This is a genomic window from Comamonas sp. B21-038 (genome assembly GCF_022387135.1).
Taxonomy (GTDB): domain Bacteria; phylum Pseudomonadota; class Gammaproteobacteria; order Burkholderiales; family Burkholderiaceae_C; genus Comamonas; species Comamonas sediminis.
Window position 1 is genome coordinate 4112025 of the sequence record NZ_CP092462.1, and the last position, 24917, is coordinate 4136941.

Annotated in this window: 27 protein-coding genes; 11 read left to right on the plus strand and 16 right to left on the minus strand. The window is 65.7% G+C overall.

Annotation, left to right across the window (positions count from 1 at the left end; translation table 11 throughout):
* The first annotated feature begins 485 nt into the window (after positions 1 to 485).
* From argC to MJ205_RS18735, 3 genes are all read left to right on the plus strand, one after another.
* Positions 486 to 1418 carry an N-acetyl-gamma-glutamyl-phosphate reductase gene (gene argC / locus MJ205_RS18725; protein WP_239809831.1) on the plus strand — a complete coding sequence of 311 codons (933 nt, stop codon included), beginning with the start codon at positions 486 to 488 and terminating at the stop codon, positions 1416 to 1418.
* A 141-nt stretch (positions 1419 to 1559) separates the two neighbouring features.
* Entirely contained in the window at positions 1560 to 2228 is a 669-nt protein-coding gene (locus MJ205_RS18730) for a c-type cytochrome (protein ID WP_239809832.1), read from the plus strand.
* Between the two features lie 165 nt (positions 2229 to 2393).
* Positions 2394 to 3371 carry a c-type cytochrome gene (locus MJ205_RS18735; RefSeq protein WP_446715094.1) on the plus strand — a complete coding sequence of 326 codons (978 nt, stop codon included), beginning with the start codon at positions 2394 to 2396 and terminating at the stop codon, positions 3369 to 3371.
* Positions 3372 to 3470: 99 nt separating this feature from the next.
* Here the strand turns inward: MJ205_RS18735 and MJ205_RS18740 are convergent, their stop codons facing one another.
* From MJ205_RS18740 to MJ205_RS18770, 7 genes are read right to left on the minus strand one after another with little or no spacing between them, the layout of a single operon-like run.
* Positions 3471 to 4532, minus strand: a complete 1062-nt coding sequence (locus MJ205_RS18740) for an ABC transporter substrate-binding protein (RefSeq protein ID WP_239809834.1) — start codon at positions 4530 to 4532, stop codon at positions 3471 to 3473.
* An 11-nt stretch (positions 4533 to 4543) separates the two neighbouring features.
* Positions 4544 to 5668, minus strand: a complete 1125-nt coding sequence (locus tag MJ205_RS18745; protein ID WP_239809835.1) for an NAD(P)/FAD-dependent oxidoreductase — start codon at positions 5666 to 5668, stop codon at positions 4544 to 4546.
* Positions 5661 to 7094: an FAD/NAD(P)-dependent oxidoreductase gene (locus MJ205_RS18750; RefSeq protein ID WP_239809836.1), complete on the minus strand. Its 1434-nt coding sequence runs from the start codon at positions 7092 to 7094 to the stop codon at positions 5661 to 5663. The genes MJ205_RS18745 and MJ205_RS18750 overlap by 8 nt, the downstream gene beginning before the upstream one ends.
* On the minus strand, positions 7091 to 7444 hold the full coding sequence (locus MJ205_RS18755; protein ID WP_230779845.1) for a (2Fe-2S)-binding protein: 354 nt from the start codon (positions 7442 to 7444) through the stop codon (positions 7091 to 7093). The genes MJ205_RS18750 and MJ205_RS18755 overlap by 4 nt, the downstream gene beginning before the upstream one ends.
* Positions 7444 to 8238: an ABC transporter permease gene (locus MJ205_RS18760; protein WP_239809837.1), complete on the minus strand. Its 795-nt coding sequence runs from the start codon at positions 8236 to 8238 to the stop codon at positions 7444 to 7446. The genes MJ205_RS18755 and MJ205_RS18760 overlap by 1 nt, the downstream gene beginning before the upstream one ends.
* Before the next feature lie 17 nt (positions 8239 to 8255).
* The gene (locus tag MJ205_RS18765; protein WP_239809838.1) at positions 8256 to 9113 is read right to left on the minus strand and encodes an ABC transporter permease; all 858 of its coding nucleotides are present in this window, start codon (positions 9111 to 9113) and stop codon (positions 8256 to 8258) included.
* Positions 9110 to 10183, minus strand: coding sequence for an ABC transporter ATP-binding protein (locus tag MJ205_RS18770; RefSeq protein ID WP_239809839.1), 1074 nt, complete (start codon positions 10181 to 10183; stop codon positions 9110 to 9112). The genes MJ205_RS18765 and MJ205_RS18770 overlap by 4 nt, the downstream gene beginning before the upstream one ends.
* Before the next feature lie 200 nt (positions 10184 to 10383).
* On the opposite strand from MJ205_RS18770, the gene MJ205_RS18775 reads away from it, so the two are divergent.
* The 5 genes from MJ205_RS18775 to yddG (MJ205_RS18795) all read left to right on the plus strand — a co-directional run bounded on the left by MJ205_RS18775 (position 10384) and on the right by yddG (MJ205_RS18795) (position 14698).
* On the plus strand, positions 10384 to 11229 hold the full coding sequence (locus MJ205_RS18775) for an IclR family transcriptional regulator (RefSeq protein WP_239809840.1): 846 nt from the start codon (positions 10384 to 10386) through the stop codon (positions 11227 to 11229).
* A 50-nt stretch (positions 11230 to 11279) separates the two neighbouring features.
* Complete coding sequence (locus MJ205_RS18780; protein WP_239809841.1) at positions 11280 to 12236, plus strand: 2-hydroxyacid dehydrogenase; 957 nt, start codon at positions 11280 to 11282, stop codon at positions 12234 to 12236.
* A 166-nt stretch (positions 12237 to 12402) separates the two neighbouring features.
* On the plus strand, positions 12403 to 13341 hold the full coding sequence (yddG, locus tag MJ205_RS18785) for an aromatic amino acid DMT transporter YddG (RefSeq protein WP_239809842.1): 939 nt from the start codon (positions 12403 to 12405) through the stop codon (positions 13339 to 13341).
* Between the two features lie 156 nt (positions 13342 to 13497).
* A complete protein-coding gene (locus MJ205_RS18790; RefSeq protein ID WP_239809843.1) occupies positions 13498 to 13647 on the plus strand; it encodes a hypothetical protein in 150 nt (49 codons plus the stop codon).
* Positions 13648 to 13777: 130 nt separating this feature from the next.
* Positions 13778 to 14698, plus strand: coding sequence for an aromatic amino acid DMT transporter YddG (gene yddG, locus MJ205_RS18795; RefSeq protein WP_239809844.1), 921 nt, complete (start codon positions 13778 to 13780; stop codon positions 14696 to 14698).
* Positions 14699 to 14719: 21 nt separating this feature from the next.
* Here the strand turns inward: yddG (MJ205_RS18795) and MJ205_RS18800 are convergent, their stop codons facing one another.
* From MJ205_RS18800 to recA, 5 genes are all read right to left on the minus strand, one after another.
* Positions 14720 to 15199: a VOC family protein gene (locus tag MJ205_RS18800; RefSeq protein WP_239809845.1), complete on the minus strand. Its 480-nt coding sequence runs from the start codon at positions 15197 to 15199 to the stop codon at positions 14720 to 14722.
* Between the two features lie 106 nt (positions 15200 to 15305).
* Entirely contained in the window at positions 15306 to 15557 is a 252-nt protein-coding gene (locus MJ205_RS18805; RefSeq protein ID WP_239809846.1) for a VF530 family protein, read from the minus strand.
* Between the two features lie 71 nt (positions 15558 to 15628).
* Positions 15629 to 16606: a tripartite tricarboxylate transporter substrate-binding protein gene (locus MJ205_RS18810; protein WP_239809847.1), complete on the minus strand. Its 978-nt coding sequence runs from the start codon at positions 16604 to 16606 to the stop codon at positions 15629 to 15631.
* Positions 16607 to 16703: 97 nt separating this feature from the next.
* Positions 16704 to 17153, minus strand: coding sequence for a recombination regulator RecX (gene recX, locus MJ205_RS18815; protein ID WP_239809848.1), 450 nt, complete (start codon positions 17151 to 17153; stop codon positions 16704 to 16706).
* A gap of 87 nt (positions 17154 to 17240) precedes the next feature.
* On the minus strand, positions 17241 to 18317 hold the full coding sequence (gene recA, locus MJ205_RS18820) for a recombinase RecA (RefSeq protein ID WP_239809849.1): 1077 nt from the start codon (positions 18315 to 18317) through the stop codon (positions 17241 to 17243).
* Between the two features lie 186 nt (positions 18318 to 18503).
* Here recA and MJ205_RS18825 point away from each other — a divergent pair, with 186 nt between their 5' ends.
* Entirely contained in the window at positions 18504 to 18992 is a 489-nt protein-coding gene (locus tag MJ205_RS18825; RefSeq protein WP_239809850.1) for a MarR family winged helix-turn-helix transcriptional regulator, read from the plus strand.
* Positions 18993 to 19011: 19 nt separating this feature from the next.
* Here the strand turns inward: MJ205_RS18825 and MJ205_RS18830 are convergent, their stop codons facing one another.
* Entirely contained in the window at positions 19012 to 19935 is a 924-nt protein-coding gene (locus MJ205_RS18830; RefSeq protein ID WP_239809851.1) for an SdiA-regulated domain-containing protein, read from the minus strand.
* A gap of 295 nt (positions 19936 to 20230) precedes the next feature.
* On the opposite strand from MJ205_RS18830, the gene MJ205_RS18835 reads away from it, so the two are divergent.
* Both MJ205_RS18835 and MJ205_RS18840 read left to right on the plus strand, forming a co-directional pair.
* Positions 20231 to 20917, plus strand: a complete 687-nt coding sequence (locus MJ205_RS18835) for a response regulator (RefSeq protein WP_239809852.1) — start codon at positions 20231 to 20233, stop codon at positions 20915 to 20917.
* 64 nt (positions 20918 to 20981) lie between these two features.
* Complete coding sequence (locus MJ205_RS18840; RefSeq protein WP_239809853.1) at positions 20982 to 22436, plus strand: sensor histidine kinase; 1455 nt, start codon at positions 20982 to 20984, stop codon at positions 22434 to 22436.
* Here MJ205_RS18840 and MJ205_RS18845 read toward each other — a convergent pair.
* The 3 genes from MJ205_RS18845 to MJ205_RS18855 are packed head-to-tail and all read right to left on the minus strand — an operon-like array spanning position 22433 to position 24874.
* Entirely contained in the window at positions 22433 to 23278 is an 846-nt protein-coding gene (locus tag MJ205_RS18845) for an SPOR domain-containing protein (RefSeq protein ID WP_239809854.1), read from the minus strand. The two genes, MJ205_RS18840 and MJ205_RS18845, sit on opposite strands and share 4 nt — an antisense overlap.
* Before the next feature lie 40 nt (positions 23279 to 23318).
* Positions 23319 to 24170: a biotin--[acetyl-CoA-carboxylase] ligase gene (locus tag MJ205_RS18850; RefSeq protein ID WP_239809855.1), complete on the minus strand. Its 852-nt coding sequence runs from the start codon at positions 24168 to 24170 to the stop codon at positions 23319 to 23321.
* The gene (locus MJ205_RS18855; RefSeq protein ID WP_239809856.1) at positions 24167 to 24874 is read right to left on the minus strand and encodes an SET domain-containing protein; all 708 of its coding nucleotides are present in this window, start codon (positions 24872 to 24874) and stop codon (positions 24167 to 24169) included. The genes MJ205_RS18850 and MJ205_RS18855 overlap by 4 nt, the downstream gene beginning before the upstream one ends.
* Between the last annotated feature and the right edge of the window lie 43 nt (positions 24875 to 24917).

The following is a 24917-nucleotide window of genomic DNA, read 5'->3' on the forward strand; positions in this document are numbered from 1 at the left end:
GAAGGCCTGGCAGTCCGCGAATTTACCATGCTGCACTGCGCCATGGGCGGCAGCGCCTGCAGGAGCCCTAACGCGCTTCCGGGGTTTGGCAGCCGTTGGAATGCATATAGCTATTATTTGTATAGCTAGCCAGCCAGATTCAGCAGCCATCTCCGTCCAATGCGTCTGTCAGCCACTGCAGTCAACGCATGTCGGAGGCGGGCGCAAAACTTGTCTGTAAAAACCTCGGCAGTGCAGGATTTTTGGCACAACCGCCCAGCGCTGACCCCTTTTTGCGCTAGTGCGCACTGCGCTGGAGCCCGGCATCTGGCCATCGCAGACGCCACAACGGCATACCCAGCGCAACTCGCGCCCCGGCCTTGCGCACAGGCAAATTTGCCATCGTCCTGCACGTCTTGCGCAGCTTTGTATGACAATAAGCACTTTCCCGAACCCAAGTGCCCGCTGCCCGTGCAGGGGGCCAACGCACAGCAGGAGTGATGGCAATGGCAAAAGTGTTTATCGACGGCGAAGCTGGCACCACCGGTCTGCAGATTCGCGAACGCCTGGTGGATATGCCCGGCGTGGAGTTGGTAAGCATTGCCCCCGAGCTGCGCAAGGACCCTGCCGCCAAGCGCGCGCTGATGGCCGGCGTCGACCTGGTCATCTTGTGCCTGCACGACGATGCAGCCAAGGACACCACAGCCATGGTCGATGCCATCGAGCAGGAAACCGGCCGCACTATTCGTATCATCGATGCCTCCACCGCCCACCGCGTCAACGACCAGTGGGTCTATGGCTTCCCCGAGCTGAGCGCAGGCCAGAAAGCCGCCGTGCAAGCGGCCAAGCGCGTCTCCAACCCCGGCTGCTATGCCACTGGTGCCATCGCCATTCTGCGCCCGCTGATCGATGCCGGCCTTATTCCTGCCGATGCTGCGCTGGCACTGCCTTCGGTATCCGGCTACTCCGGTGGCGGCCGCACAATGATGGAAGCCTACGAGGCCGGTGGTGCCGCGCCTTATGAGGCCTATGCGCTGGGCCTGACGCACAAGCACATCCCCGAAATCCTGAAATACACCGGACTGACCCGCCGCCCGGTGTTCATCCCTGCGGTCGGCAACTTCGCCCAGGGCATGCTGGTGCAACTGCCGCTGCACCTCGATGAATTGCCCGGCAAGCCTCTGCTGAGCGACCTGCACAACGCCCTGGCCGCCCACTACGCCCAAACCAACCAGGACGAACAATGGGTGCAGGTGCTGCCGCCTACCGACGACAACAAGCTGGCCGCCGATACCCTGGCGGGGACCAACAAGCTCGAAATCCGCGTGTTCGGCAATGAACAGCTGCGCCAGGCCGTGGTCATCGCCCGCCTGGACAACCTGGGCAAGGGCGCCAGCGGCGCAGCGGTGCAAAACCTCAAGTTGATGCTGGGCCTCTGAGTTCCCAGACCGCCTCCCCCCACCAAGCCGCTTGCCAGCGGCTTTTTTCATGTGCGCAGCGCGTGCAGCACCATCGGCATTGGCCGACACTGCCCCAGGCCATCCCTGCCTACCATGTGTCCAAACTACAGCCATAACACGATGAGACACACCCCCACACGCCTTATGCGCCGGCTTGGCGCAGTCTGGCCCTGGGCGCTGCTGCTGTGCGCCGCAGCCCAGGCCCAAACCGCCAACCCCCAGCAAGGCGAGCAGATCGCCAACAACGGCTTGCCGCCCAGCGTGGCCTCCTGCGCCAGCTGCCATGGCGCCAAAGGCCAGGGCATGGCCGCCTTCCCGCCGCTGGCCGGCCAGGGCAGCAGCTATCTGCGCAGCCAGTTGGAAGCCTTTGCCGATGGCTCGCGCGGCAACCCCATCATGGCGCCCATTGCCAAGGGTTTGACCTCGCAGCAGCGCGCCGATGTCGCCGCTTACTTTGCCAGCCTGCCTTCGGGCATCGCCGCCACAGCCGGCCAGGCCGGTGCCAAAGACAAGGGCGCCTGGCTGGTGGAGCGTGGCCGCATGCAAGAGGGCATCCCCGCCTGCAACAGCTGCCACGGGCCCGGTGGGGCTGGCGTGGGTGCACATTTCCCCGCCATTGCCAAGCTCAGCGCCGGTTATATGCAAGCGCAGATCGATGCCTGGAAAAAAGGCAGCCGCCCTCCCGGGCCGCTGGGCCTGATGGAAGGCATTGCCCAAAAGCTCAGCAGCGATGATGTCAACGCCATCGCCCAGTACTACGCCGGCGCCTCGGGCGCCGCCAAGCCTTGAGCGGAGAACAGCATGGATTACCAGCGCCCCAACCATCTGGAAACCCCCGAGGAGCAGGCCCGCGTCCAGCACAGCGAGTGGCAGTACCTCAAGATCTTTGTGGTGGTCGTCGTCGCCATCGTGCTCGTGGCCGCCATCAGCTTTGGGGTGCAGGTGAACAAAAGCATGGGCGAGCTGGCCGATGAGCGGCCCGCCGCAGCACCCGCCCAGACCGCGCAAAAACCAGCAGCAACTCCCGGCAGCCCCAACCCGGCACCCGCTACTGCCGCAGCGGATGCACCCAAGCCAGCCCCAGCAGCTGCCACGCCCGCCGCCAGCGCAGCCAAAGCGCCAACTGCAGCCAGCACTGCCGCCTTCGCCCTACCCGCTGCCGATGCGATTCCCGAAGGCCCGATGGGCGATGTGATCCGCCGGGGCGAGCAGATCTTTCTGCACACCAGCACCCAGGCCAAGGCTTTTGTCGGCAATACGCTCAACTGCGTCAACTGCCACCTGGATGCAGGGCGCGCTGCCGACTCCGCGCCGCTGTGGGGCGCCTACACGCAATACCCTGCCTACCGCAGCAAGACTAAGAGCGTCGATACCTTCTCCGAGCGGCTGCGCGGCTGCTTCATGTACAGCATGAACGGCAAGGCCCCGCCCCCTGGTGATGAGGTGCTGGTGGCACTGGAGGCCTATGCCTATTGGATGTCCAAGGGCGCGCCGGTGGGCGAGAAGCTGCCCGGCGCCAGCTACCCCAAGCTGGCCAAACCCGCCCAGGCGCCTGACTATGCACGCGGCCAGAAGGTGTTCAACGCCCAGTGCGCGCTGTGCCATGGCGATGACGGCCAGGGCCAGCGCAGCGGCGATGTGCAGGTCTTCCCGCCGCTGTGGGGCAAGCAGTCGTACAACTGGGGCGCCGGCATGCATGAGGTGGACAAGGCGGCCGGCTTCATCCAGGCCAATATGCCGCTGGGCAAGGGCCATACGCTCAGCGACCAGGATGCCTGGGATGTGGCCACCTACATCAACAGCCACGAGCGCCCGCAGGATCCGCGCTTCACCGGCAATATTGCAGAGACGCGCAAGCGTTTCCACGACAGCGCGTTCTCGCTCTACGGCCAGACCGTCAACGGCCAGCCACTGGGCCAGGGCACGCGATAAAAAACGGCCAACGCCGCCCAGACCCGGGCATGCGTTGGCCGCTTTTGCTATCGGTCCCGCCAGATGCCGGGTGCTATCGCGCCAGGCACCTGCCGGCTGTCAGCGCTCCACCGTGCGGTTCCAGCGTTTGTTCCATTCAGGGCGGTCGGCGTTGACCACATCCCAGTCCACAGCCACGGCGTTCTTCAAGATGGCGTTCATCTTGTTCTGCTCTTCGGCCGGCTTGCCCTGCAGCTTGGTCTTGGGGTTCACCGGGTTGTAGCTGCCATTTTCCATCGCCAGCGCCTGGGCTTCAGGGCTCACCAGGTACTCCACCAGCTTTTGCGCCAGATCGGACTCGGGGTTGTTGTTGAGCACGCACATGGCGGTCATCAGCACCACCGCGCCTTCCTTGGGCGCCACATATTCCATCGGGATGCCCTTGGACTTCATCAGCTCGGCCTGCGTCAGCGTGTAGGGGAAGATGGCCGCATCGCCGGCCTGCATCATCTCCACCACCTTGGACGAATTGGGGATGTACTCCACCACGTTCGGGCCGATCGTCGTCGGCCAGGCCTTGAAGGCCGGGTCCACATTCTTCTCGGTGCCGCCCTTCAGGCGGTTGAACATCAGGAAGGCATGCAGGCCAAACGACGATGCCGGCATCGATTGCACGACCACCTTGCCCTTGAGCTTGGGGTCCGCCAGGTCGTTCCAGGAAGTGGGCGCCGCCCAGCCCTTGTCGGCAAACATCTTGGTGTTGTAGGCCAGGCCGGTCAGGCCCATCGACAGGCCAATCGCGCTGTCCTTGATCTTGGCGATGGCCGGAATGTCGCCGTAGCTGACAGCGGGCTTGAGCTTTTCGCACAGACCCATGCTGATGGCGCGGTACATCACGCCGTCATCCAGGGTCATGACCTGCATCTGGGCCTTGTCCTTGGAGGCCTGGGCCTTGGCCAGGATGTCGGTCGAGGTGCCCGGCACCACCACCACCTTGACGTTGTTGGCCTTCTCGAATGCGGGGAACACGAACTGCGAGTAGGTGCGCTCCATGTTGCCGCCATTCATGCCGATGTAAATGGTTTTGGTCTGCGCCTGCACCGCGCTGGCCGCAGCCACCACAGAGGCCAACAGGGCGATGGCGCGCACAGGGGTTTTGAGGGTCGTCGTCCAAGAAGACATGTGGATTCCTTTCAGGTAGAACATGCGGGGTCGGTAAATCGGTCTATGCGGAAAGCGTCAATCGGCGTGCTGCTGCGGCCCTCGGCGATCAGCTCGGCCATCACATCGCCCACGCCCGGCCCCAGCTGGAAGCCACCGCCGGCAAAACCAAAGGCATGGTAGAGGCCGGCCTGGCGGCTGCTGGCACTGATGATGGGTTCGTGGTCGGGCAAGGCGCCCTCATTGCCGCTCCAGGTGCGGATCAGCTGGGCGTTCTTCAACTGGGGCAGCAGCTCCACCAGCTGCGGCAGCTGTGCCCAGACGGTGGTGTGGCGGTTGCGGGCGCGGGTGTCGTCCAGCACCAGGCCGGGCCCGCCGCCAAACACCACATTGCCCCGGCGCACCTGGCGGCAGTAGATGCTGCCGCCTTCCACGCCCAGGCTCCAGTGCAAGAAGAACGGCAAGGGCTCGGTCACTCCCATCGCCGGTGGCCGGATGCGCATGGGCACCGGCTCGCCGCACTGCTCGGCAAACTGGCCGGCCCAGGCCCCTGCAGCGTTGACCACCACATTCGCGCGGATCTCCATCTCCGGCGTGCGCACCACAAAGCGCTGGCCATTGTGCGCCACTTCCAGCACCGGCGTGTGCTCGAACACCTGGGCACCGGCCCGCGCGGCCGCCGTGGCAAAGGCCGGGGACAGCAGGCGCGGATTGGCCTGGCCGTCATCCGGGCAGAAGGAGCCGCCCACCACCTTGGCGCCACCGACCGGAAAGCGCTTGTGCAGCGCCGCACCGTCGAGCAGTTGCAGATCCAGCCCGCAGTCGCGTGTCTTCTCGGCATAGCGCACGAGGGACTCCATGTCCGCCTGCGAGCGGGCAATCTTGAAGTGGCCCGAGCGCTCGTACTCGGCCTCGGTGCCGATCAGCTCGGTCAGCTGCCCCCAGTGCTGGTGGGCGCGCTGGGACAGCGGCAGCATCGCCAACGAGCGGCCCTGGCGGCGCACACCGCCAAAGTTGACGCCGCTGGAGCGGGAGCCGCAAAGATCGCGCTCGAGCATCACCACCTGGATGCCGCGCTGGCGCAGAAAGAGCGCCGTGCTCGCACCCATGATGCCGCCGCCGATCACCACCACCTCGGTGGCCAGTTGCTTAACCATGGGAGGCCTCCTGGTCCTGCGGCAGCACCGTCATGTCCAGCGGCAGCGGCTTGATCGGCGCCTGGCCCCGGATGCGGCCGATCTGCGCCACCGGCACCTTCAAGGTGTCGGCCAGGATCTCGGTTGCCGCCACGCCGCACATGCGGCCCTGGCAGCGGCCCATGCCCACCCGGCACAGCGCCTTGATGCGGTTGATATCGCCCTGCGGCTGGGTCGCCGCAGTGGCGCGCAGCTCGCCAGCGGTGATGTTTTCGCAGCGGCAGACCACCAGCTCGTCAGGTGCACGCGCGGCCCAGTCGTCGGGAAAGGGAAACGCCACCTCCAGCGCCTGGCGGAACTGCTGCGTCTTGTCCAGCTGCTCGCGCAGCCTGGCCTGGCGCGCTGTATCGGTCGCAATGCCCCGGTCCTGCAGCAAAGCCAGCGCAGCCAGCTCGCCCGACAGCTCGGCCGCATCGGCGCCCATGATGCCGGCGCCATCGCCGGCCAAATAGACACCGGGCACACTGCTGCGCCGGTCGGCATCGATCTGCGGCACATAGCAGCGGTGCAGCGGTGCAAAGGCGAATTCGCAGCCCAGCAGGTCGGCCAACTGCGTCTCGGGCCGCAGCGCATAGCCCAGGCCGATGGCGCTGCAGGCAGTGCGCTGCTCGGCGCCCTGTGCATCCTTCCACACCAGCGCCTGCACCCGGTCGGCGCCTTCGGCGCGCAGCAGCTGCACGCCATGGTGCACCGGCACATCGTGGAACATCAGCCAGCTCACCAAGTACAGGCCCTTGGCGGCCACTGCCGGCTGGGCCAGCATCGCGGGCGCAGCCTTGTAGCGCTGCACGGCCGGGGCGGTGTCCAGCACCGCCAGCACCCGGCCGCCCGCCTTGGCATATTGGTAGGCCACCAGGTAGAGCAAGGGGCCGGTGCCGGCAAACACCACCGCATCGCCAATCGCACAGCCCTGGTACTTGAGGGCCACCTGGGCGCCGCCCAAGGTGTAGACACCGGGCAGGGTCCAGCCTGGCAACGGCAATACACGGTCAGTGGCACCGGTGGCCACGATCAGATCGCGCCAGCGCAGGCTGTCTGCCGTGCGCTGCGCCGTTTGCAACAGGTCCAGGCTGTGGCCCTGGGCGTTCCAGACCAGGGTGTCGGGCCGGTAGTCCAGCTGCGGGCGCAGGCGGTCAAAGGTCTGGTGCAGGTCGCTGGCGCGGCCGTGCTCAAAGCCATACAGGTCCTTGGGCTTGCGGCTGAAGCCATCGGGCTGGCGGCGGTAGATCTGGCCACCGGCCTTGGGCGCCTCGTCAATGACAACCGGGCGCAGGCCGTGGGCCAGCAGGGTTTGCGCGGCACGGATGCCGGCAGGCCCGGCGCCCACGATGACGGGCGGGCCGTCTGCGGGCCGGGGGTCGTCCAGGTAGAAATCGCTGGCAATCATGGTTGCACCTGGGTGGCGGTAGCTTGGGCCACGGCCTCTGCCGTGGTGCAGATCTGCATGCCCGGCTGCAGCAAGGTGGAGCAGGCGCGCAGCTTGCGGCCGGCCTGCTCGCCGCCGAGGGTGACCCAGCAGTCCTGGCAGGCGCCCATCATGCAAAAGCCGGCGCGCGGGCTATGGGCAAACTCATGGCTGCGCAGCTGGGCCGACTGGGTCAGCACCGCCGTCAGCACCGTGTCGCCCTGCAGCGCCTGGGCAGGCTGGCCGTTGAGCACAAACTGCAGCGGTTGGCGGCCCTGCTCCTTGAGGCGCTGCAGCTGGCCGGCCGGCAAAAGAGGGATTGCGTGTGCCATCAGTGCTTGCCAATCAGGATGCGGTCCAGACCATAGACCTTGTCGAGCAGGAGCATCAACCCCAGGGTGATGAACACGATCAGCGCCGATACCGCTGCCATCATCGGGTCCAGCGACTCGGTGGCATACATGTACATGCGCACCGGCAAGGTCACCGTGCTGGGCGAGACCACAAAGATCGACATGGTCAGCTCATCAAAGCTGTTGATGAAGGCCAGCAGCCAGCCGCCGGTGATACCGGGCAGGATCATCGGCAAGGTGATGCGCTTGAACACCGTGGCATTGCTGGCGCCCAGCGAGTAGGCGGCCTGCTCGGCGCTGCGGTCAAAGCCGATCAGCGCGGCCATCACCAAGCGCATGGTGTAGGGCATCACCACCAGCGCATGCGCAAAGATCAGCCAGCCAAAGCTGCCCTGGCCGCCCACGAGCGAGAACATGCGCAGCATGGCAACACCCAGCACCAGGTGGGGAATGATCAGCGGCGACAGGAACAGCGCCTGCAGCGCGCCACGGCCGGGGATCTCATAGCGCACCAGCGCAATGGCGGCGGGCACAGCCAGCGCGGTGGAGATGGACGCGGCGGCGACGGCCAGGCCCAGGCTGTTCCAGAACGACTGGACAAAGTCGGCATGGTGCAGCACCTGCTCGAACCAGCGCAGCGAGAAGCTGGTGGTCGGCAGGGTCAAGGTTTCAGCCGGGGTGAAGGCCACCAGGCAGACGACGACCAGCGGCGCCAGCATGAAAATGATGACCAGCGCGTTGAAGATGAGGGCAATGGGTCCGTTTTTTTGCATGTCAGTCACCTCGCCTCTCAGCCCAGGGTCTTCTTATAGCGGCCTTCAACCATGCGGTTCCAGCCCAGCATGATCACCAGATTGGCAGCCAGCAGCACAAAGGCGATGGCCGCGCCCAGCGGCCAGTTCAGCTCGTGCAGGTACTCGTCATAGATCAGGGTGGCAACCATCTTGACCCGGCGCCCGCCCAGCAGGCCGGGAATCGCAAACGAGCTGGCCGCCAGGCCGAACACGATCAGGCTGCCCGACAGAATGCCGGGCAGTACCTGCGGAAACACCACGCGGCGCAGGGTGGTGAAGTGCGAGGCCCCCAGCGACAGCGAGGCGCTCTCGACCGACGGATCGAGCTTTTGCAGCGAGGTCCAGACGGGGATCACCATGAAGGGCAGCATCACATGCACCAGTGCAATGACGATGGCCGTCTCGTTGTAGAGCAGCTTGACCGGGCCGATGCCCACGAGGCGGAAGATGTCGTTGATCAGCCCCTCGGGGCCGAGCAGCATGCTCCAGCCAAAGGCCCGCACCACCACCGAAATCAGCAGCGGCGCCAGGATGATCAGCAAGAAGATGGAGCGCCACGGCGCGCGCATCTTGCTCAGGATGTAGGCCTCGGGCGCGCCGATGGCGATGCAGATCAAGGTGACCAGGCCCGAGATCCACAGGGTGCGCCAGAAGATCTCGTAGTAGTAGCTGTCGGTGACGATATGCACATAGTGCTCGACCGTGAAGCTGCCCGCTACCGGACCGGTGTCCACGTTGTAGGCATTGAAGGACAGGATGGTCGTCAGCAGCAGCGGCACCGCCAGCATCACCGCAAACAGCAGCAGCGCCGGCGCGCTCATGGCCCAGGGGGCCCAGGTGCGGCGCTCGCTCATGCGGCCACCCCGTCACCGGCGATCAGGCGCACATTGCGGTCGGACCAGTCGATGCCCACCTGGCTGCCCACCTGGTGGGGCGCCTCGCCATCGTTGGCTGCCGTCACGGTAATGCTGCCCAGCGGGCATTCCACCGTGTAGAGCCAGAGGTTGCCCAGGAAGAAGCGCTCGCGCACGGTGCCCTGGGTGCGGCCGGCCGAGGTGGCCGAGAGCTGGATTTTCTCGGGGCGCAGGCCCAGCAGCAAACGCGTGCCATGGCTGGCGGCTGCGGCCGGCACATCCTGCACCGCCATCTGCACATCGCCCACATGCGCCAGCCACTGGTTGCCCTGGGCATGCACGGTGGCCTGCAGCAGGTTGGCCTTGCCGACAAAGGTGGAGATAAAGGCGTTGTGCGGATGCTCGTACACCGTGTGCGGCGTGTCCACCTGGGTGATGCGGCCAGCCTCCATCACCACCACGCGGTCGCTGATCGACATGGCTTCGCTCTGGTCATGGGTCACCATGATGGTGGTCGTGCCCACCTTGCGCTGGATCTCGCGCAGCTCGAACTGCATCTCCTCGCGCAGCTTGGCATCCAGGTTGGACAGCGGTTCGTCGAGCAGCAGCACCGGGGGCTTGATGACCAGCGCCCGGGCCAGCGCCACGCGCTGGCGCTGGCCGCCCGACAGTTCACGCGGGTAACGGTCGGCATAGGGGCCCAGGTGCACCAGGGCCAGTGCCTCGGTGGCGCGCTCGCTGCGCTCGGGCTGCGCCACCTTGCGCATCTCCAGACCGAACTCGACGTTCTCGCGCACGGTCATGTGCGGAAACAGCGCATAGGTCTGGAACACGATGCCCAGGCCGCGCTCATTGGCCTTGGCGCGGGTGATGTCCTTGCCGTCCAGCTCGATGCGGCCTTCGGTCACATCCACAAAGCCGGCAATCATCTGCAGGCTCGTGGTCTTGCCGCAGCCCGAGGGGCCGAGCAAGGAGACGAACTCGCCCTTTTGCACATCCAGGTTGAACTGGCTGACCACCCGGTTGGGGCCGTACTGTTTGGAGACGTTGTGGAGACGCAGAAAACTCATGGAAATCACCTCGGTGGCACAGGGTTGCAGGGCCCGTCGGCCATGTCGCTGGGATGAACGACATTTGCAACTATTTATCTATTTTCGGAATGTGGTTTGAATCCATACACGGTGTAAACACTGATAATGGAAGATAAATTTGATTTATTCCGATAAATGGAATAAAAATGAGTGTCGCAGAATTTTTATTCCGGAAAACCATGAGCACAGACACCTCTGAGGACAACAGCCACCAGCGCGGCACCCTGCATCGCAGCTTCCTGGTGATGCGCGCGCTGGCCGCGCACCAGAACGAAGGTGTGCGGGTCACCCACCTGGCCAAGGAAATCGGCCTGACCCAGGCCACCACCCACCGGCTGCTGCAGGGCCTGATCCAGGAAGGCATGGTCGAGCAGGACCAGGTGCACAAGCTCTACCGGCTGAGCCTGGATCTGTTCTCGCTGGCCGCCCAGGCCGGTGCGGTGAGCGACCTGCGCAGCCTGGCGCGCCCGGTGCTGCTGCGGCTGTGCGCCAGCCTCAATGACACGGTGATCCTGATGGTGCGCTCGGGCTTTGACGCGGTCTGCCTGGACCGCATCGAAGGCCAGTTCCCCATCCGCACCTTTACCGGCGATATCGGTGGGCGTGTGGCGCTGGGCGTGGGCCAGGGCTCGCTGGTCATCCTGGCCAACCTGCCCGAGGCCGAGCGCGAGGAGGTGCTGCGCTTCAACCTGCCGCGCATGCAGCACTACAACGTCTATGACGAGGTCTACATGCGCACCGAGATCGACAAGGCGCACCGCCAGGGCTATACCGCGAAGAACTCCGGCCTGCTCGAAGGCATGGCCGGCCTGGCGGTGCCGGTGTTTGACCGCAATGGCCAGGTGGTGGCCGCGCTGTCGATCGGCACGCACACCGCGCGCCTGAGCGACGAGCGCCTGCCCATCGTGCGCGACATGCTGCTGCGCGAAGCCAAGACCTTGAGCGCGCAGATCAACCCCTTTGACCCGACCCTGCGCCACCCGATGCATGCGATCTCCACCGGGGACCGCACCCGCTCGATGTGAGCCCGGCCCTGCCACCTTCCGTCTTTCTGCACTTCAACGCATCCCACGCCATGGACCCCAGCACCCCCTTGCACCTCATCATCAAAAGCGGCGGCAGCGCCGCCATTCCGGAATGGACGGCGCTGTTTGCCGAGTTCGCGCCCCATGTGGTCGTGCATGACTGGAACACGCCGCCCGCCGACCGCAGCCTGGTGGATTTTGCGATGGTCTGGGAGCCCGATACCGGCGTGCTGGCCAGCTTTCCGCAGCTCAAGGCCATCTTCAGCTCGGCGGCCGGCGTGGACCATATCCTGGCCGACGGCGACCTGCCAGCCCACCTGCCCATCGTGCGCATGGTGACGGGCGAATCACAGCAGCGCATGGCCGAGTTCTGCCTGATGGCCACCCTGATGCTGCAAAAGAACATGCCCCGCGCACTGGCCCAGCACCGCCAGCAGCAGTGGATCGAGTTCAACCCGCCCTATGTGGCCAGCGAGCTGCGCGTGGGCATTCTGGGCCTGGGCACCCTGGGCGCTGCAGCCGCGCAGATGCTGCGCGCCGTCGGCTACCCGGTGCAAGGCTGGTCGCAAACACGCAAGCAAATCGAGGGCGTGACCAGCTACTGCGGCCAGGACGAGCTGCCAGAATTTCTGCGCAGCAGCCAGGTGCTCATCTGCCTGCTGCCCGATACGCCCTCGACCCGGGGCATTCTGAATGCCGCGCTGTTTGCCCAGCTGCCGGCCGGCGCCCAGCTGGTCAATGCGGGCCGGGGCACCCAGCTCAACAGTACTGATCTGGTGGCCGCGCTCGACAGCGGCCAATTGGCCGGCGCACTGCTGGACGTGACCGAGCCGGAGCCGCTGCCAGCCGATTCGCCGCTGTGGACGCATCCCCGCGTCATCCTCACGCCGCACATCGCCGCCAGCGCCAGCCGCCGCGCCAAGGCACGCCAGGTGGCCCTGTCGATGGCGCAGTGGCAGGCCGGGCAGGCGCTGGACAACTGCTTTGACCGGGCGCGCGGTTACTGATCCAGGCCGATAAAGGAAGCCGGCCAGGGCGCCTCTAGCCGGGCCGGTGCAGCGCAGCCGCTGGCCGCATATCCGAGCGTTTTGCAGTGCCAAGCCCTCAGCAAAACCAGGGCTGCGCAATAGCCGCTAGGATGCGAGCCGCCCTCGTCTGCATCCCCCTCCTCCCATGTCCACCCCTCCTCTTGTGCCCAGCCAGCGCGCGACGCTGATTGGGCTTTCTGCCGTGCTCTGCTGGTCTGCATTGGTAAGCCTGTTCCGCAGTGTTGCGGAGCACCTGGGGGCGATAGGCGGGGCCGCCTGCGTGTTCTCGCTCAGCGCCTTTCTCGTCACCTGGCGCTTTGGCCTGCCGCGCGCCGCGCAGCTCAAGGCCATGCACCCGGCCTACCTGCTGGGCTGCGGCCTGCTGTTTGTGCTTAACGAAATCGCTTTTTCGCTGTCGCTGGGCTGGGCCAGCCACCGGGGCCAGACCCTGGAGCTGGGCATGATCAACTACCTCTGGCCCAGCCTGACCCTGGTGATGGCCACCGTGATGGGCCTGCAACGTTTTCGCGCCGGCCTGGTGCCGGGGGTGCTGCTGTCGATGGCGGGCATTGTGCTGGTGGTCAAGGGCGACAATGCGCTGTCGCTGGCCAGCCTCTGGGCCAATGTGCAAAGCAACCCGCTGGCCTATGCGCTGGCCTTGTGTGCAGCCTGCCTCTGGCCCTGCTATTCGGTGGTGTCCAAGCGCTACACCCAGGGCGCCAATGCGCTGCCGGCCTTCCTCTGGGCCGTGGCCGCCGTGCTCTGGATTAAATACGCGCTCAGCCCTGAACCACCGCTGCGCTTTACGCTGCCGGCACTGCTGCAACTGGGCTTGCTCAGCGGCCTGACAGCCCTGGGCTACAGCTGCTGGGACCACGGCCTGCGCGCCGGCAACCTCACGGTGATGGCCGTGGGCTCCTACTTCACGCCGGTGCTGTCTGCGTTGGTGGGAACCCTCTGGCTGCAGGTGCAGCCATCGTGGAGCTTTTGGCAAGGCGTGCTGCTGGTCACACTGGGCTCGCTGGTCTGCTGGTGGACCACCCGCAGCCCGGCGCCGGCCGACATCAAAAAGCTGGCGGGCTGAGGGCCCCGCGCCGTCCAGCACTGCGCGCACATCACCCGGGCCGGGCAGCATCGCCAGCCCTTGTATACACATGCAAACACCTAGGCGGCGCCCCATCGCCAACGGCGGGCACCGCACTATAGTGGGCGGGTTGCCCGCGTTTTTTCCGGACTGCCCATGGACTACACCCGCCCCAACCATATCCCCACCACCGCCGAGCAAGAGGCCGAAAAGCGCCTGGAGCTGCGCGGCCTGATCGCATTTGCGGCGCTGACCGTCGTAGCCACCATCGCCGCCGCCCTGGTCTTTGGCAGCCACATCGTTTAAAGACACCGCAGCCCAACGCCCCACTGCGCCCGCCCGCCTGGCACCGCGGTGCGGTAGCATGGCTGCAGCGCTGCGCTTTTCCGGCTAGGATGCAGGGCGCCTTCCGCTCCCTCTGCACCTGCCCGCATCCATGTCTTCCTCTCCGATTCCCGCTCCCCAGGCCCCTTCGCAGCGCGCCACCCTGATTGGCCTGTCGGCCGTGCTGTGCTGGTCCACGTCGGTGGGCCTGTTCCGCAGCGTGGCCGAGCACCTGGGCCCCATTGGCGGGGCCGCGGCGGTGTTTAGCTTGGGGGCCTTGCTGGTCACCCTGCGTTTTGGCCGGCCGCGCCTGGCCCAGCTGCGCGCCATGCACCCGGCCTACCTCTGGGGCTGCGGCCTGCTGTTTGTGCTCTATGAGATCGCGCTGTCGCTGTCGCTGGGTTTTGCCAGCAACCGCAGCCAGACCCTGGAGCTGGGGATGATCAACTACCTCTGGCCGAGCCTGACGATCGTGCTGGCGACCGCCTTTGGGCTGCAGCGCTTTCGCGCCGGCCTGGTGCCGGGGGTCTTGCTGGCCATGGCCGGCATTGTGCTGGTGCTCAAGGGGGACAGCGCGCTGTCCATCGCCAGCCTGTGGGCCAATGTGCAAAGCAACCCGCTCGCCTATGGCCTGGCGTTTTCGGCCGCCTGGCTCTGGCCCTGCTACTCGGTCATGGCCAAGCGCTATGCCCATGGCGCCAATGCGCTGCCTGCATTTCTCTGGGCCGTCGGGGCGGTACTGTGGGTCAAGTACGCACTCAGCGCAGAGCCGGCGCTGCAGTTCTCGCTGCCCGCCGCCGCTCAGCTGTGCATGCTCAGCGGCCTCACCGCCCTGGGCTACAGCTGCTGGGACCACGGCCTGCGCGCCGGCAACCTCACGGTGATGGCCGTGGGTTCCTACTTCACCCCCGTGCTGTCGGCGCTGGTCGGCACCGTCTGGCTGCAGGTGCAGCCCTCCTGGAGCTTTTGGCAAGGGGTGGTGCTGGTGACCGCCGGCTCGCTGATCTGCTGGTGGTGTACCCGCAGCAAGTAAAACGGCTGCGCGCTTGCGCGTTCAGCCTGTGCGCGCTGCCTCCAGCGCGGCGATATCGATCTTGGTCATGCCCATCATCGCCTCAAAGACGCGCTTGGCGGCTGCGCGGTCGGGGTCGGACAGTGCAGCGGTCAGCATGCGCGGGGTGATTTGCCAGGAGATGCCCCAGCGGTCCTTGCACCAGCCGCAGGCACTTTCCTGCCCGCCATGGCCGACGATGGCGTTCCACAGGCGGTCGGTCTCGGCCTGGTCGTCGGTGGCGATCTGGAAGGAAAAGGACTCGTTGTGCTGAAAATGCGGGCCGCCGTTGAGCCCTATGCACGGCACACCGGCCACATGGAACGCCACGACCAGCACATCGCCCTGCTTGCCATCGGGGTAATCGCCCGGCGCGCGGTGCACGGCGCCTACCGAGCTGTCGGGAAAAGTCTGGGCGTAGAACTGCGCGGCCTCCAGCGCATCACCCCGGTACCAGAGGCATACGGTATTTTTCGCGGTCATCATCGGTCTCCTGTTTGCACAGACGACCAGCCTAGCGGCTCACGGCCCGCCTGCAAGTAGGACAGCGCTGCACGGCGACGGGCAGCCCGCTGCCGGCGGTCAGGCCTTAGCCGCCGCTGCGCCTTTTCTCGCGCAGCATGAACAGGTACAGGCTCTCGACCTTCTCACGCGCCCAGGGCGTTTTGCGCAAAAACCGCAGGCTGGAGCTGATGCTCGGGTCCAGGCAAAAGCAACGGATCGGTATGCGCTCGCCCAGCTCTTCCCAGCCAAAGTACGCGACCAGCTCGTTCAGGAGGTTCTCCAACGTAAGGCCATGGAGAGGATTGTTGGGCTGTTCGGCATTGCTCATGGCCGCCATTGTCGCCGAGCACGCACCGGCAGCAGGCCTAGCGGGCCTTTTGCGGCGATCCCGGCAGGGCCGTTGGGCGCTCAGGGCCTGGCAATACCGGCACGCGCGATCACGCCCGCCCAGCGCTGTATGTCGCGCTGCAGCAGCGTTGCCAGCTCCGCCGGGGTGCTGCCTTCTGGCACCACGCCCAGACGCTGCAGCCGCTGAGCGACATCGGCCGAGGCCAGCGCTGCATTGGCAGCCGCGCTGAGCCTGGCAATGGTCGCAGGGGCGGTATTGGCGGGTGCCGCCAGTCCATTCCACGAGGTCACATCAAAGCCGCTGGCCGCTGGATCGCTTTCGCTCACCGTCGGAACGCCAGGCAAGGCCGCTGCACGCCTGCCGCCCATGACCACCAGCGCCCGGAGCAACCGGCCTTCGACATGCGCCAGCACCGGCGCGAGCATGTCTACCGCGGCATCCACCTGCTGGCCCCGCAGCGCATGGAACAGCGCGGCGGAGCTGTTGTAGGGCACTAGTTGCACATCCAGACCCAGCGTGCTCTTGAGCAGTTCTGCCGCCAGATGGGGTGTGCTGCCGCTGTACAACGTACCGATGTTGAGCTGCCCTGGCCGGGCCCGGGCCTGTGCCAGCAGCCCCTGGAACGATAGCAGCGGGCTGGTGTGTGCGACCACCATGGCCAGGTCAAAGCGCCCCAGCAGCGAGATCGGCGCAAAATCGCGGACGGTGCTGTAGGTCAGCGATGCGAACAAGGATTCGGCCACCGCATTGGCGTTGGACATCAGCAGCAGTACCTGGCCATCCGGCGCGGCGCGGGCCACCTGCTCGGCCGCCAGCACCCCACCGGCACCAGGCCGGTTGTCCACCACGATGGGCGGGCCGCCGAGCATCTCGCTCAGGGTCCGCGACACGATACGCACCATCAGATCGGCAACACCGCCGGGGCCAAACGGCACCACCAGGCGGATCGGACGTGAAGGCAGCCGCGGCTGCGCCGCGCTTGTATACGGTAGCGCGCCCAGCGCCAGCAGCGCGGCGCTGCACTGTCGTCTTTGCATCATGGGTCTCCTGAGGAGACCGACTATGGGCCAACGCCGCGCTGTGAGGCAGTGCCACACGCCACTAACAGCTATAACAAACCGGCATAGCGCCGGGCTAGTCCCCGTCCCCGCCGCGCAGCACCTTACGCACCACATCGCCGCCAAAGCCCCGGCTGGCCAGAAAGCGCATCTGCCGGGCGCGCTCCTGCGGGCTGTCGGGCGGTGTGCCAAAACGGCGTTGCCAGACCTCGCGGGCCCGCTGCAACTCGGTGCTGCGCAAGCGCTCCCGGGCATCTGCTATCAGCTCGGCATCCACGCCCTTGTGGCGCAGCTCCTGCAGCACCCGGCTGGCGCCATAGCGGGCGGCCTTGGTGTGGATCACGCTGTCGACGAAACGCTCAGCGCTGATGAAACCCTTGGCTTCGAGCTCGTCGAGGATGGCCGCCAGGTCCTCGCCCTCTTCCACATGGGGGGCAAGCTTGCCCTGCAGTTCAGCGCGCGAATGCTCGCGCTGCGCCAGATAGCGCAGCGCACGGCCTTTGAGGGAGAGTTTGCTAAAAGACATTCATCCTCATTGCTATAAAACAAATAGCTGCTTGCGCACAGCATCTGTGCACAAGCAGCTATCTCAGCGTTCTCGCTTCAGAAGCGGTCAGCCCTCGGTGCCGTTGGCCGCAGGGCCATCGACCACGCCGTCTTCAGCGGGGCGCAGGCTGATGTTCAGGCTCTCGCGCACCTTATTCTCGATCTCGATCGCCAGGTCGGCGTTTTCACGCAGGAACTCGCGCGAGTTGTCACGGCCCTGGCCGATCTTCTCGCCGTTGTAGGCATACCAGGCACCGCTTTTCTCGATGATGCGGGCATTGACGCCCATGTCCAGGATTTCGCCTTCGCGCGAGATGCCTTCGCCAAACAGAATGTCGAACTCGGCCGTCTTGAACGGAGGCGATACCTTGTTCTTGACCACCTTGACCTTGGTTTCGTTGCCGATGGCTTCGTCGCCGCGCTTGATGGTGCCGGTACGGCGGATATCGAGGCGCACCGAGGCGTAGAACTTCAGCGCGTTACCGCCGGTGGTGGTTTCTGGGCTGCCGAACATCACGCCGATCTTCATGCGGATCTGGTTGATGAAGATGACCATGCAGTTGGTCTTCTTGATCGTGGCGGTGAGCTTGCGCAGCGCCTGGCTCATCAGGCGGGCCTGCAAGCCGGGCAGCTGGTCGCCCATTTCGCCTTCGATTTCGGCCTTCGGGGTCAGGGCCGCCACCGAGTCGACAACGATCAGGTCCACCGCGCCGGAGCGCACCAGGCTGTCAACGATCTCGAGCGCCTGCTCTCCGGTGTCGGGCTGGCTGATCAGAATATCGCCCAGGTTCACGCCCAGCTTTTGGGCATAGCCGGTATCGAGTGCGTGTTCTGCATCGATGAAGGCGCAGGTGCCGCCCAGTTTCTGCATCTCGGCAATCACCTGCAGGGTCAGCGTGGTCTTGCCCGAGGATTCAGGGCCGTAGATCTCGATGACGCGGCCGCGCGGCAGGCCGCCAACGCCCAGCGCAATGTCCAGGCCGAGCGAGCCGGTGGACACCACCTGGATGTCCGAGACGGCCTCGCCTTCGCCGAGTTTCATGATGGTGCCCTTGCCAAACTGCTTTTCGATCTGGGCCAGTGCGGCGGCCAGCGCCTTGGCTTTTTCGCTGTTGGCTTCGGGCTTGGTTGCGGTGGCGTTCATGGATTTCTCCTTGCGTTTGATAGTCATGTCTTGGGTCTGGGATCCTGCTGTTTGCATATACAGCCTGGATGCTTGAACAGTAGTTTAGGGGATGGGTATATTTTATAAAAGCATTTTTTTAGTCAGTTTGCTTGACTAAATGCAGCATACTGAAAAAGCTGCACAACACCCTCGGGAGCGCCCATCATGCCGACACTTCTGCCCCATTTGCCCGATGACAGCTGGCGCCTGACCCACATGGGCCGGCTGCTGGGCCATGCGATGCGCCGCTTCGACGCCCGCGTGCTGCACCTGATGGTGCGGGATGACGCCGTGCCGCTGGCGCTGTCGCATCTGGCCGAGCGCGACCAGGTCAGCGCCGCCCATATCCATATCACCCGGCACCTGTCCTTGGCAGGCGACCGCCTGGTGGACCTGGCCGAGCGTGCGGGCATGAGCAAGCAGGCGATGGCCCAGCTGGTGGACCAGTGCGAAGCCTGGAACCTGGTGACCCGCGAGCGCGACCCCCGCGATGCACGCGCCCGCATCGTGCGCTTTACCGAGACGGGCCTGCTGTGGCTGCAGGCATTCGAGCGGGCGGTCACCCAGGCCGAGGCGGAGTTCCGCGCTGAAGTGGGCGAGCAGGTCGCTACCGTGGTCAAACTCGGGCTGGAAGTGTATGGGGCCGACAGCTGAGCGGCTGCATGTGCAGCATTCAGCCGCGCTTGCGCTCGAACTTGTAGAACAGGTTGGGCTCGGAGACGATGTAGATATTGCCGCCGTTGTCCATGGCCAGCCCCTCGGGCTGCGGGATGCGGTTGGCCAGCCCGGCCATATCGGCCCACAGCGGCATCACGCTGAGCAGGTCACCGGCACGGCTGTATTCGTAGAGCACCGAAGACTCTTCCCCGAGCAGCAACAGGTTGCCGCTGCGCGGGTCGACCTCGACGGCAGCCAGGTCGGTGCTGGGCATGTCCTCCACGGCCGGCACGTCCCAGACGCTGACCTTCAGATCGACCGGGCCCGGCTTGAGCCTGGACAGCGGCGCCTCCATCATCAGCACCTGCATCGGCCATTTCTCGGTCACCGCCACCAGTTGCTGGCGCTTAGCATCCCAGCCCAGGCCTTCCAGTGCAAAATTCTTGATGGCGATATCGCCCAGCTGCACATAGGGGCTGTTGTCCAGCGAGACCTCCGTCACGCCCTTGCCAAACTGCACCCAGTGGATGCGGTTGTTGCGCTCATCGGCAATCGCGAACCAGTCTCCCTGGATATGGGCGATGCCTTCGGTATCCCTGGCGCCGTGCAGCGAGGCCAGGCGCAGCAGCGCGCCATCGGTCGTCAGCTCGGCAATCTGGGGCGGCCGGTTGGTCACCGCAAACAAGGTCTTGGTTTCCGGGTTGTAGGTCAGGCCCGAGAGGTTGTCGGCAATGCCGCTGACCGCCTTGGCATCGATGCTGGCCAGGTAGTGCGGCAAGTGGGCCGCCGGCGCCGACGGGGGTGGCGATTGCCAGGCATGGGCATGGCCGGGCATCGCGACGATGTGGTGCCATTGCAGGTACAGCGCCGTCAGCACGACCAGGGCCGCCACCACCACCCAGCGGCGTTGCCGTACCGAAGACTGCGATCCTTTGCGCACTGTTGAACCTGCTTTCATCACGATGGGTTGCCAAACGCCGCCCCCAGCCACGGGCCTGCTGCCCTTGCGACGCCGTCAAGACGAGGCGTTATCCTACGTGAGCGATGCGGCACTTTGGTGACGTCTGCGGGTGTTTTACGTCTCTGCAACAAAAATGACGGCGCTCACCAGCGGCATGCCCCCGCGCTGGCGCCTTCTGGCAGTGATCTATCCCAGTGCCGCCATCAGGGTCATGGCCTGTCCTAGAATCATTGGCACAGCACGTATCACCACTACAACAGCGATAGGAGACCGCATGCGAATACTGATTGCCGAAGACGACCAGGTGCTGGCCGATGGCCTGCTGCGCAGTCTCCGCAACTCCGGCGCCGTGGTCGACCATGTCGCCAGCGGCACCGAAGCCGATGCGGCGCTGATGGCCAACAATGCGTTTGACCTGCTGATCCTCGACCTGGGCCTGCCCCGCATGCATGGTCTGGAGGTGCTGAAAAAGCTGCGCGCCCGGGGTTCGGCCATTCCCGTGCTGATCCTCACCGCCGCCGAAAGTGTGGACGACCGGGTCCAAGGCCTGGATCTGGGCGCCGACGACTACATGGCCAAGCCGTTTGCGCTGTCCGAGCTGGAAGCGCGGGTGCGTGCCCTCACGCGCCGGGGCGTGGGCATGAGCACCAGCCTGATCCAGCACGGCCCGCTGGCCTACGACCAGGCCGGGCGGGTGGCCACCTTCGACGGCCGCATGCTGGAGTTGTCGGCGCGCGAGCTGGGCCTGCTGGAAGTGCTGCTGCAGCGCTCGGGCCGCCTGGTCAGCAAGGACCAGCTGGTCGAGCGCCTCTGCGAATGGGGCGAAGAGGTCAGCACCAATGCGATCGAGGTCTATATCCACCGCCTGCGCAAGAAGATAGAGAAGGGCCCCATCCGCATAGCCACGGTGCGCGGCCTGGGTTACTGCCTGGAAAAAATCCACCCGCCCGCAGCACACTGAGCATCCACCACCGGGCGACTGCGGGGCGATGGCCGCCCCCGGCCCCCATCACGCAAGGACAGCCTTGGCCCTGTTTCGCAGCGAGCAGCGATCTTTATTCGGTGAGATCCTTGACTGGATGCTCACGCCGCTGCTGCTTTTGTGGCCGGTATCGCTGGCATTGACCTGGCTGGTGGCCCAGGACCTGGCCAACAAGCCTTTCGACCGCGCGCTGGAATACAACGCCCATGCACTGGCGCAGCTCGTCGGCGTGCAGGGCGGCAAGACCTATTTCAACCTGCCCCAGCCAGCCAGCGAGATCCTGCGGGCCGACGATGCCGACACGGTTTACTACCAGGTCACGACGCCGGCGGGCATGTTTCTCGCCGGTGAATCGGCGCTGCCGATGCCTGCCAAGGACCTCGAGCGCAGCATCGGCGTCGTGCAGTTACGCGATGGCGAGTTGCGCGGCATGGATGTGCGCATCGCCTGGATCTGGGTGCAGCTGTCGCTGCCCGAGCCGAATCTGGCGCTGATCCAGGTCGCAGAGACGCGCGAGAAACGCAGCGTGCTGGCCACCGAAATCATCAAGGGCGTGATGCTGCCGCAGTTCGTCATCCTGCCGCTGGCGGTGCTGCTCGTATGGCTGGCGCTGGCACGCGGCATCAAGCCGCTGCACCTGTTGGAAGAGCGCATCCGCGCGCGCAAGTCCGAAGACCTCTCGCCCATCCACCACAAGGATGTGCCACTGGAAGTGGTGCCGCTGGTCGACTCGGTCAATGGCCTGCTGGAGCGCCTCAACCACTCGCTGGCGACGCAAAAGCGCTTTCTCGCCGATGCCGCGCACCAGCTCAAGACACCGCTGGCCGGCCTGCGCATGCAGGCCGAGATGGCCCAGCGCGCCGATGCCAAGGAGGACGACCTCAAGCTGTCTTTGCAGCAGATCGGGCGCTCGAGCATGCGCGCCACCCACACCGTCAACCAGCTGCTGTCACTGGCGCGCGCCGAAGGCCCCAGCGCGCTGCTGCAGCGCACGCCCTGCAACCTGGCCGAGATCGTGCTCGATGCCATGCATGACGGCATCGACCGGGCGCTGGCCAAGCACATCGACATGGGCTACGACGGCATGCAGGTGGATGACCGCGAGGTATGGGTCAACGGCAATGCCACCTTGCTGGGCGAGCTGGTGCGCAACCTGCTGGACAATGCCATCAACTACACGCCCTCCAGCGCCGGCGCGCCGGGCATCATCAATGTGCGGCTGATGGCCGACCCCTTTGGCCATGTGATCGTGCTGCAGGTGGAAAACTCCGGCCCCGGCATTCCCGAAGAAGAGCGCGAACGTATTTTTCAGCCCTTCTACCGCGTGCTGGGCAGCGAGGTCGATGGCTCGGGGCTGGGCCTGCCCATCGTGCAGGAAATTGCGCGCCAGCATGGCGCCACCGTGGGGCTGGAAGATGCCCACCCGCGCCAGGCCCAGCGCGGCGTGGTGTTCAGCGTCTGCTTTCCGACCACACGGGCCCCGCAGCCCCAGGTCTAGGAGCAGCTGCGCAGGTCCTTGCCGTCCATCACATGCCAGCTTTGCACACGCTTCTTGGTCGCCGCATCGAGCTTGGGCAGGCGCACGGTGTAGCTGACGGTCTCGGGGCGCTCGACCACCACCTTGGCGCCGCTCACGCCTTTTTTGCCGATAGTGGCCAAATGGCGCTCGGCCGCCTCCTCGCTGGAAAAGCGCCCCAGCGAGATGCCTGGCTCCAGGCTGGCAATGCGGGCGCGGTCCGTGCTGATATCGAGCGCGCGCAGCTCGTCGCGCCGCGTATCCAGCGCCTCCTGGCTGCTGAACTTGCCCACATAGACCATCCAGCGGCCCGCGCTGGTGCTGCTGTCCAGGCGCCAGCTGCCTTCGGGCAGCTTGGCCAGTTGCAGGCGCAGCGCCTCGACCTGCTTGGCATCAAAGCTGCCGGCGACCAGGCATTCCTTTTTCTCCGGTTTTTCCGCCTTCTCCAGTTTTTCCGGCTTTTCAGTCGGCTTTTCGGCTGGCTTGTCCTGGGGCTTGTCCGCTGGTTTGGCAGCCAGCTTGTCCGCATCGGCGGAGGTTTTGTCGGCAGGGTCTGCGGGCTGCTCGGCAGCGGCCGGGGCAGCCGGCTCCGCCACCGGTGCCGGGGCGGGCTCGGCAGGCACGGTACGCGCCGGCTGCTGCTGGGCCTGCTGGGCCTCTTGCGGGGTCAGAATGCGCAGCGCATCGGGCTTGACCTGCTGCTGCACCCGCTCCGGCTCGGACGGGTCCTCCGGGCCCCAGCCCAGGCTGCGCAGCATGCCTTGCGAGAACGCGTAGTAGCCGGCGTTGGCCAGCAGCAGCAGCACGATGGCAAAACGAATCATCTCCGCTCCTGTCTCTTCATTCTCTGGTCCTGCAGCGCACTCAGGCCGCGCCGGCCTTGGGCCGCACGCTGACTTCCGAGCTGGTCACATCCACCACACCCGCAGCGGTCTGCACGCGCAACGCGCCATCGGCGCCTACACCCATGGCCAGGCCGGCCGTACCGTCACTCAGGCCGACCTCGCGGCAAGCCAGCGCATCGCGCTCCGCATAGGCCGCCTGCAGCGGCGCAAAGCCCTGCTGCGCAAAAGCCAGGATCGCAGCGACCAGCGGCGGCACCACGGCCTGCAGCGCCTGCGGCGCGTCCCAGCGGCTGTCGAGCATCTGCAGGCTGCCCGGGATGGTCGACAGGCCTTCGGCCTGCGGCGCCCGCACATTGATGCCGATGCCAATCACTACATAGCGCTCGGCCTGCTGCTGGCCATCGCCCGCATGCGTGCGGGCCGAAACAAAGCTCGCGGTCTCGACCAGGATGCCGGCCAGCTTGTGGTCGCCGGTCAGCCACAGGTCGTTGGGCCACTTGAGGCCGATGGTAGGCGTGCTGGAGCCGGGCTCGGGCAGCTGCGGCTGCAGGCTTTGCGCCACCGACACGCCAACAGCCAGCGACAGGCCCGACCAGTCGGCCGGCGCCAGCGGCAGGCCCAGCGACATCAGCAGCGAATCACCGGCCTCGCTGCGCCAGGGCTTGCCCATGCGGCCACGGCCTGCGGTCTGCTGCTCGGCCACCAGCAAGATGGGCTCCTGGCGGCCCGCACGGGCGCGGCGCATCAGCTCGGTGTTGGTCGAGTCGATACTGGGCAGCACCTCGATCGTGAAGCCCGGCAACTGCGGCTCGACCGCTTCCCAGATGGCTTCGGCCGGCCAGCGGATGGGCATGTTCGGTGTGTCGCTCATGCGCCCGCCTTGGCCGTCTTCTGGCCCTTGGTCTTGTTGCCGGTCTTGGCTTTCTGGCCGCTCTTTTTCTTGTCCTTGGCTTTGCTCAGTGCCTTGTCTGCTGCCTTGGCCTTGGGCTTTTCCGCTTTGGCAGGCTTGGCGGGCTTTGCGCCATCGGCGGCCGCCTTGGCCTTGCGCTTTTTGGGCAGCACCGGCTCGGGCAAATCCGATGCAGGCACCTTGGGCTTCCAGCCGCGCTTGGGCGCCAGCATTGTGCCCCGGCATTCGGCCGCGCCGCAGTGACAGGCGTAGTCGGCCTTGAGCTGGGCGGTGTAGCGCTCTTCGATGATCAGGCCATAGTCATAACCCAGTTCCTCGCCGGCGTTGATATTGCGCAGCGCGCTGATGAAGATGCGGTCATCCACTTCTTCGGCAAAGCAGTTGGGGGCGCAGCTGTGGTTGATCCAGCGGGCCGAGTTGCCGCCATCACCGCCGTCGATGACGCGGTCGCCATCGATCTGGAAAAAGAAGGTGTGGTTGGGGTGGTCCGGGTCGTGCGGGTGGCGGCGCTGGCTTTCTTCGTAGCTGATGACCTTGCCCGCATATTCGACAATGACTTCGCCTTCTGCGATATCCTGCAACGCAAAAACGCCCCTGCCGTGCACGCCCGAACGCCGTACCTGGATACGACGACCTGTTGAAAAATGGGGAACATGGTTCGGCATGGGATTTTTTCTGCTACTTTAAAAATAAGCACATGCGCATGTG

What these genes read in the sequence shown, in the direction of transcription:
- argC (WP_239809831.1), top strand. Translation starts at nt 486, where the DNA reads ATGGCAAAAGTGTTTATCGACGGCGAAGCTGGCACCACCGGTCTGCAG.
- MJ205_RS18730 (WP_239809832.1), top strand. Translation starts at nt 1,560, where the DNA reads ATGAGACACACCCCCACACGCCTTATGCGCCGGCTTGGCGCAGTCTGG.
- MJ205_RS18735 (WP_446715094.1), top strand. Translation starts at nt 2,394, where the DNA reads ATGGGCGAGCTGGCCGATGAGCGGCCCGCCGCAGCACCCGCCCAGACC.
- MJ205_RS18740 (WP_239809834.1), bottom strand. Translation starts at nt 4,532, where the DNA reads ATGTCTTCTTGGACGACGACCCTCAAAACCCCTGTGCGCGCCATCGCC.
- MJ205_RS18745 (WP_239809835.1), bottom strand. Translation starts at nt 5,668, where the DNA reads ATGGTTAAGCAACTGGCCACCGAGGTGGTGGTGATCGGCGGCGGCATC.
- MJ205_RS18750 (WP_239809836.1), bottom strand. Translation starts at nt 7,094, where the DNA reads ATGATTGCCAGCGATTTCTACCTGGACGACCCCCGGCCCGCAGACGGC.
- MJ205_RS18755 (WP_230779845.1), bottom strand. Translation starts at nt 7,444, where the DNA reads ATGGCACACGCAATCCCTCTTTTGCCGGCCGGCCAGCTGCAGCGCCTC.
- MJ205_RS18760 (WP_239809837.1), bottom strand. Translation starts at nt 8,238, where the DNA reads ATGCAAAAAAACGGACCCATTGCCCTCATCTTCAACGCGCTGGTCATC.
- MJ205_RS18765 (WP_239809838.1), bottom strand. Translation starts at nt 9,113, where the DNA reads ATGAGCGAGCGCCGCACCTGGGCCCCCTGGGCCATGAGCGCGCCGGCG.
- MJ205_RS18770 (WP_239809839.1), bottom strand. Translation starts at nt 10,183, where the DNA reads ATGAGTTTTCTGCGTCTCCACAACGTCTCCAAACAGTACGGCCCCAAC.
- MJ205_RS18775 (WP_239809840.1), top strand. Translation starts at nt 10,384, where the DNA reads ATGAGCACAGACACCTCTGAGGACAACAGCCACCAGCGCGGCACCCTG.
- MJ205_RS18780 (WP_239809841.1), top strand. Translation starts at nt 11,280, where the DNA reads ATGGACCCCAGCACCCCCTTGCACCTCATCATCAAAAGCGGCGGCAGC.
- yddG (WP_239809842.1), top strand. Translation starts at nt 12,403, where the DNA reads ATGTCCACCCCTCCTCTTGTGCCCAGCCAGCGCGCGACGCTGATTGGG.
- MJ205_RS18790 (WP_239809843.1), top strand. Translation starts at nt 13,498, where the DNA reads ATGGACTACACCCGCCCCAACCATATCCCCACCACCGCCGAGCAAGAG.
- yddG (WP_239809844.1), top strand. Translation starts at nt 13,778, where the DNA reads ATGTCTTCCTCTCCGATTCCCGCTCCCCAGGCCCCTTCGCAGCGCGCC.
- MJ205_RS18800 (WP_239809845.1), bottom strand. Translation starts at nt 15,199, where the DNA reads ATGACCGCGAAAAATACCGTATGCCTCTGGTACCGGGGTGATGCGCTG.
- MJ205_RS18805 (WP_239809846.1), bottom strand. Translation starts at nt 15,557, where the DNA reads ATGGCGGCCATGAGCAATGCCGAACAGCCCAACAATCCTCTCCATGGC.
- MJ205_RS18810 (WP_239809847.1), bottom strand. Translation starts at nt 16,606, where the DNA reads ATGCAAAGACGACAGTGCAGCGCCGCGCTGCTGGCGCTGGGCGCGCTA.
- recX (WP_239809848.1), bottom strand. Translation starts at nt 17,153, where the DNA reads ATGTCTTTTAGCAAACTCTCCCTCAAAGGCCGTGCGCTGCGCTATCTG.
- recA (WP_239809849.1), bottom strand. Translation starts at nt 18,317, where the DNA reads ATGAACGCCACCGCAACCAAGCCCGAAGCCAACAGCGAAAAAGCCAAG.
- MJ205_RS18825 (WP_239809850.1), top strand. Translation starts at nt 18,504, where the DNA reads ATGCCGACACTTCTGCCCCATTTGCCCGATGACAGCTGGCGCCTGACC.
- MJ205_RS18835 (WP_239809852.1), top strand. Translation starts at nt 20,231, where the DNA reads ATGCGAATACTGATTGCCGAAGACGACCAGGTGCTGGCCGATGGCCTG.
- MJ205_RS18845 (WP_239809854.1), bottom strand. Translation starts at nt 23,278, where the DNA reads ATGATTCGTTTTGCCATCGTGCTGCTGCTGCTGGCCAACGCCGGCTAC.
- MJ205_RS18850 (WP_239809855.1), bottom strand. Translation starts at nt 24,170, where the DNA reads ATGAGCGACACACCGAACATGCCCATCCGCTGGCCGGCCGAAGCCATC.
- MJ205_RS18855 (WP_239809856.1), bottom strand. Translation starts at nt 24,874, where the DNA reads ATGCCGAACCATGTTCCCCATTTTTCAACAGGTCGTCGTATCCAGGTA.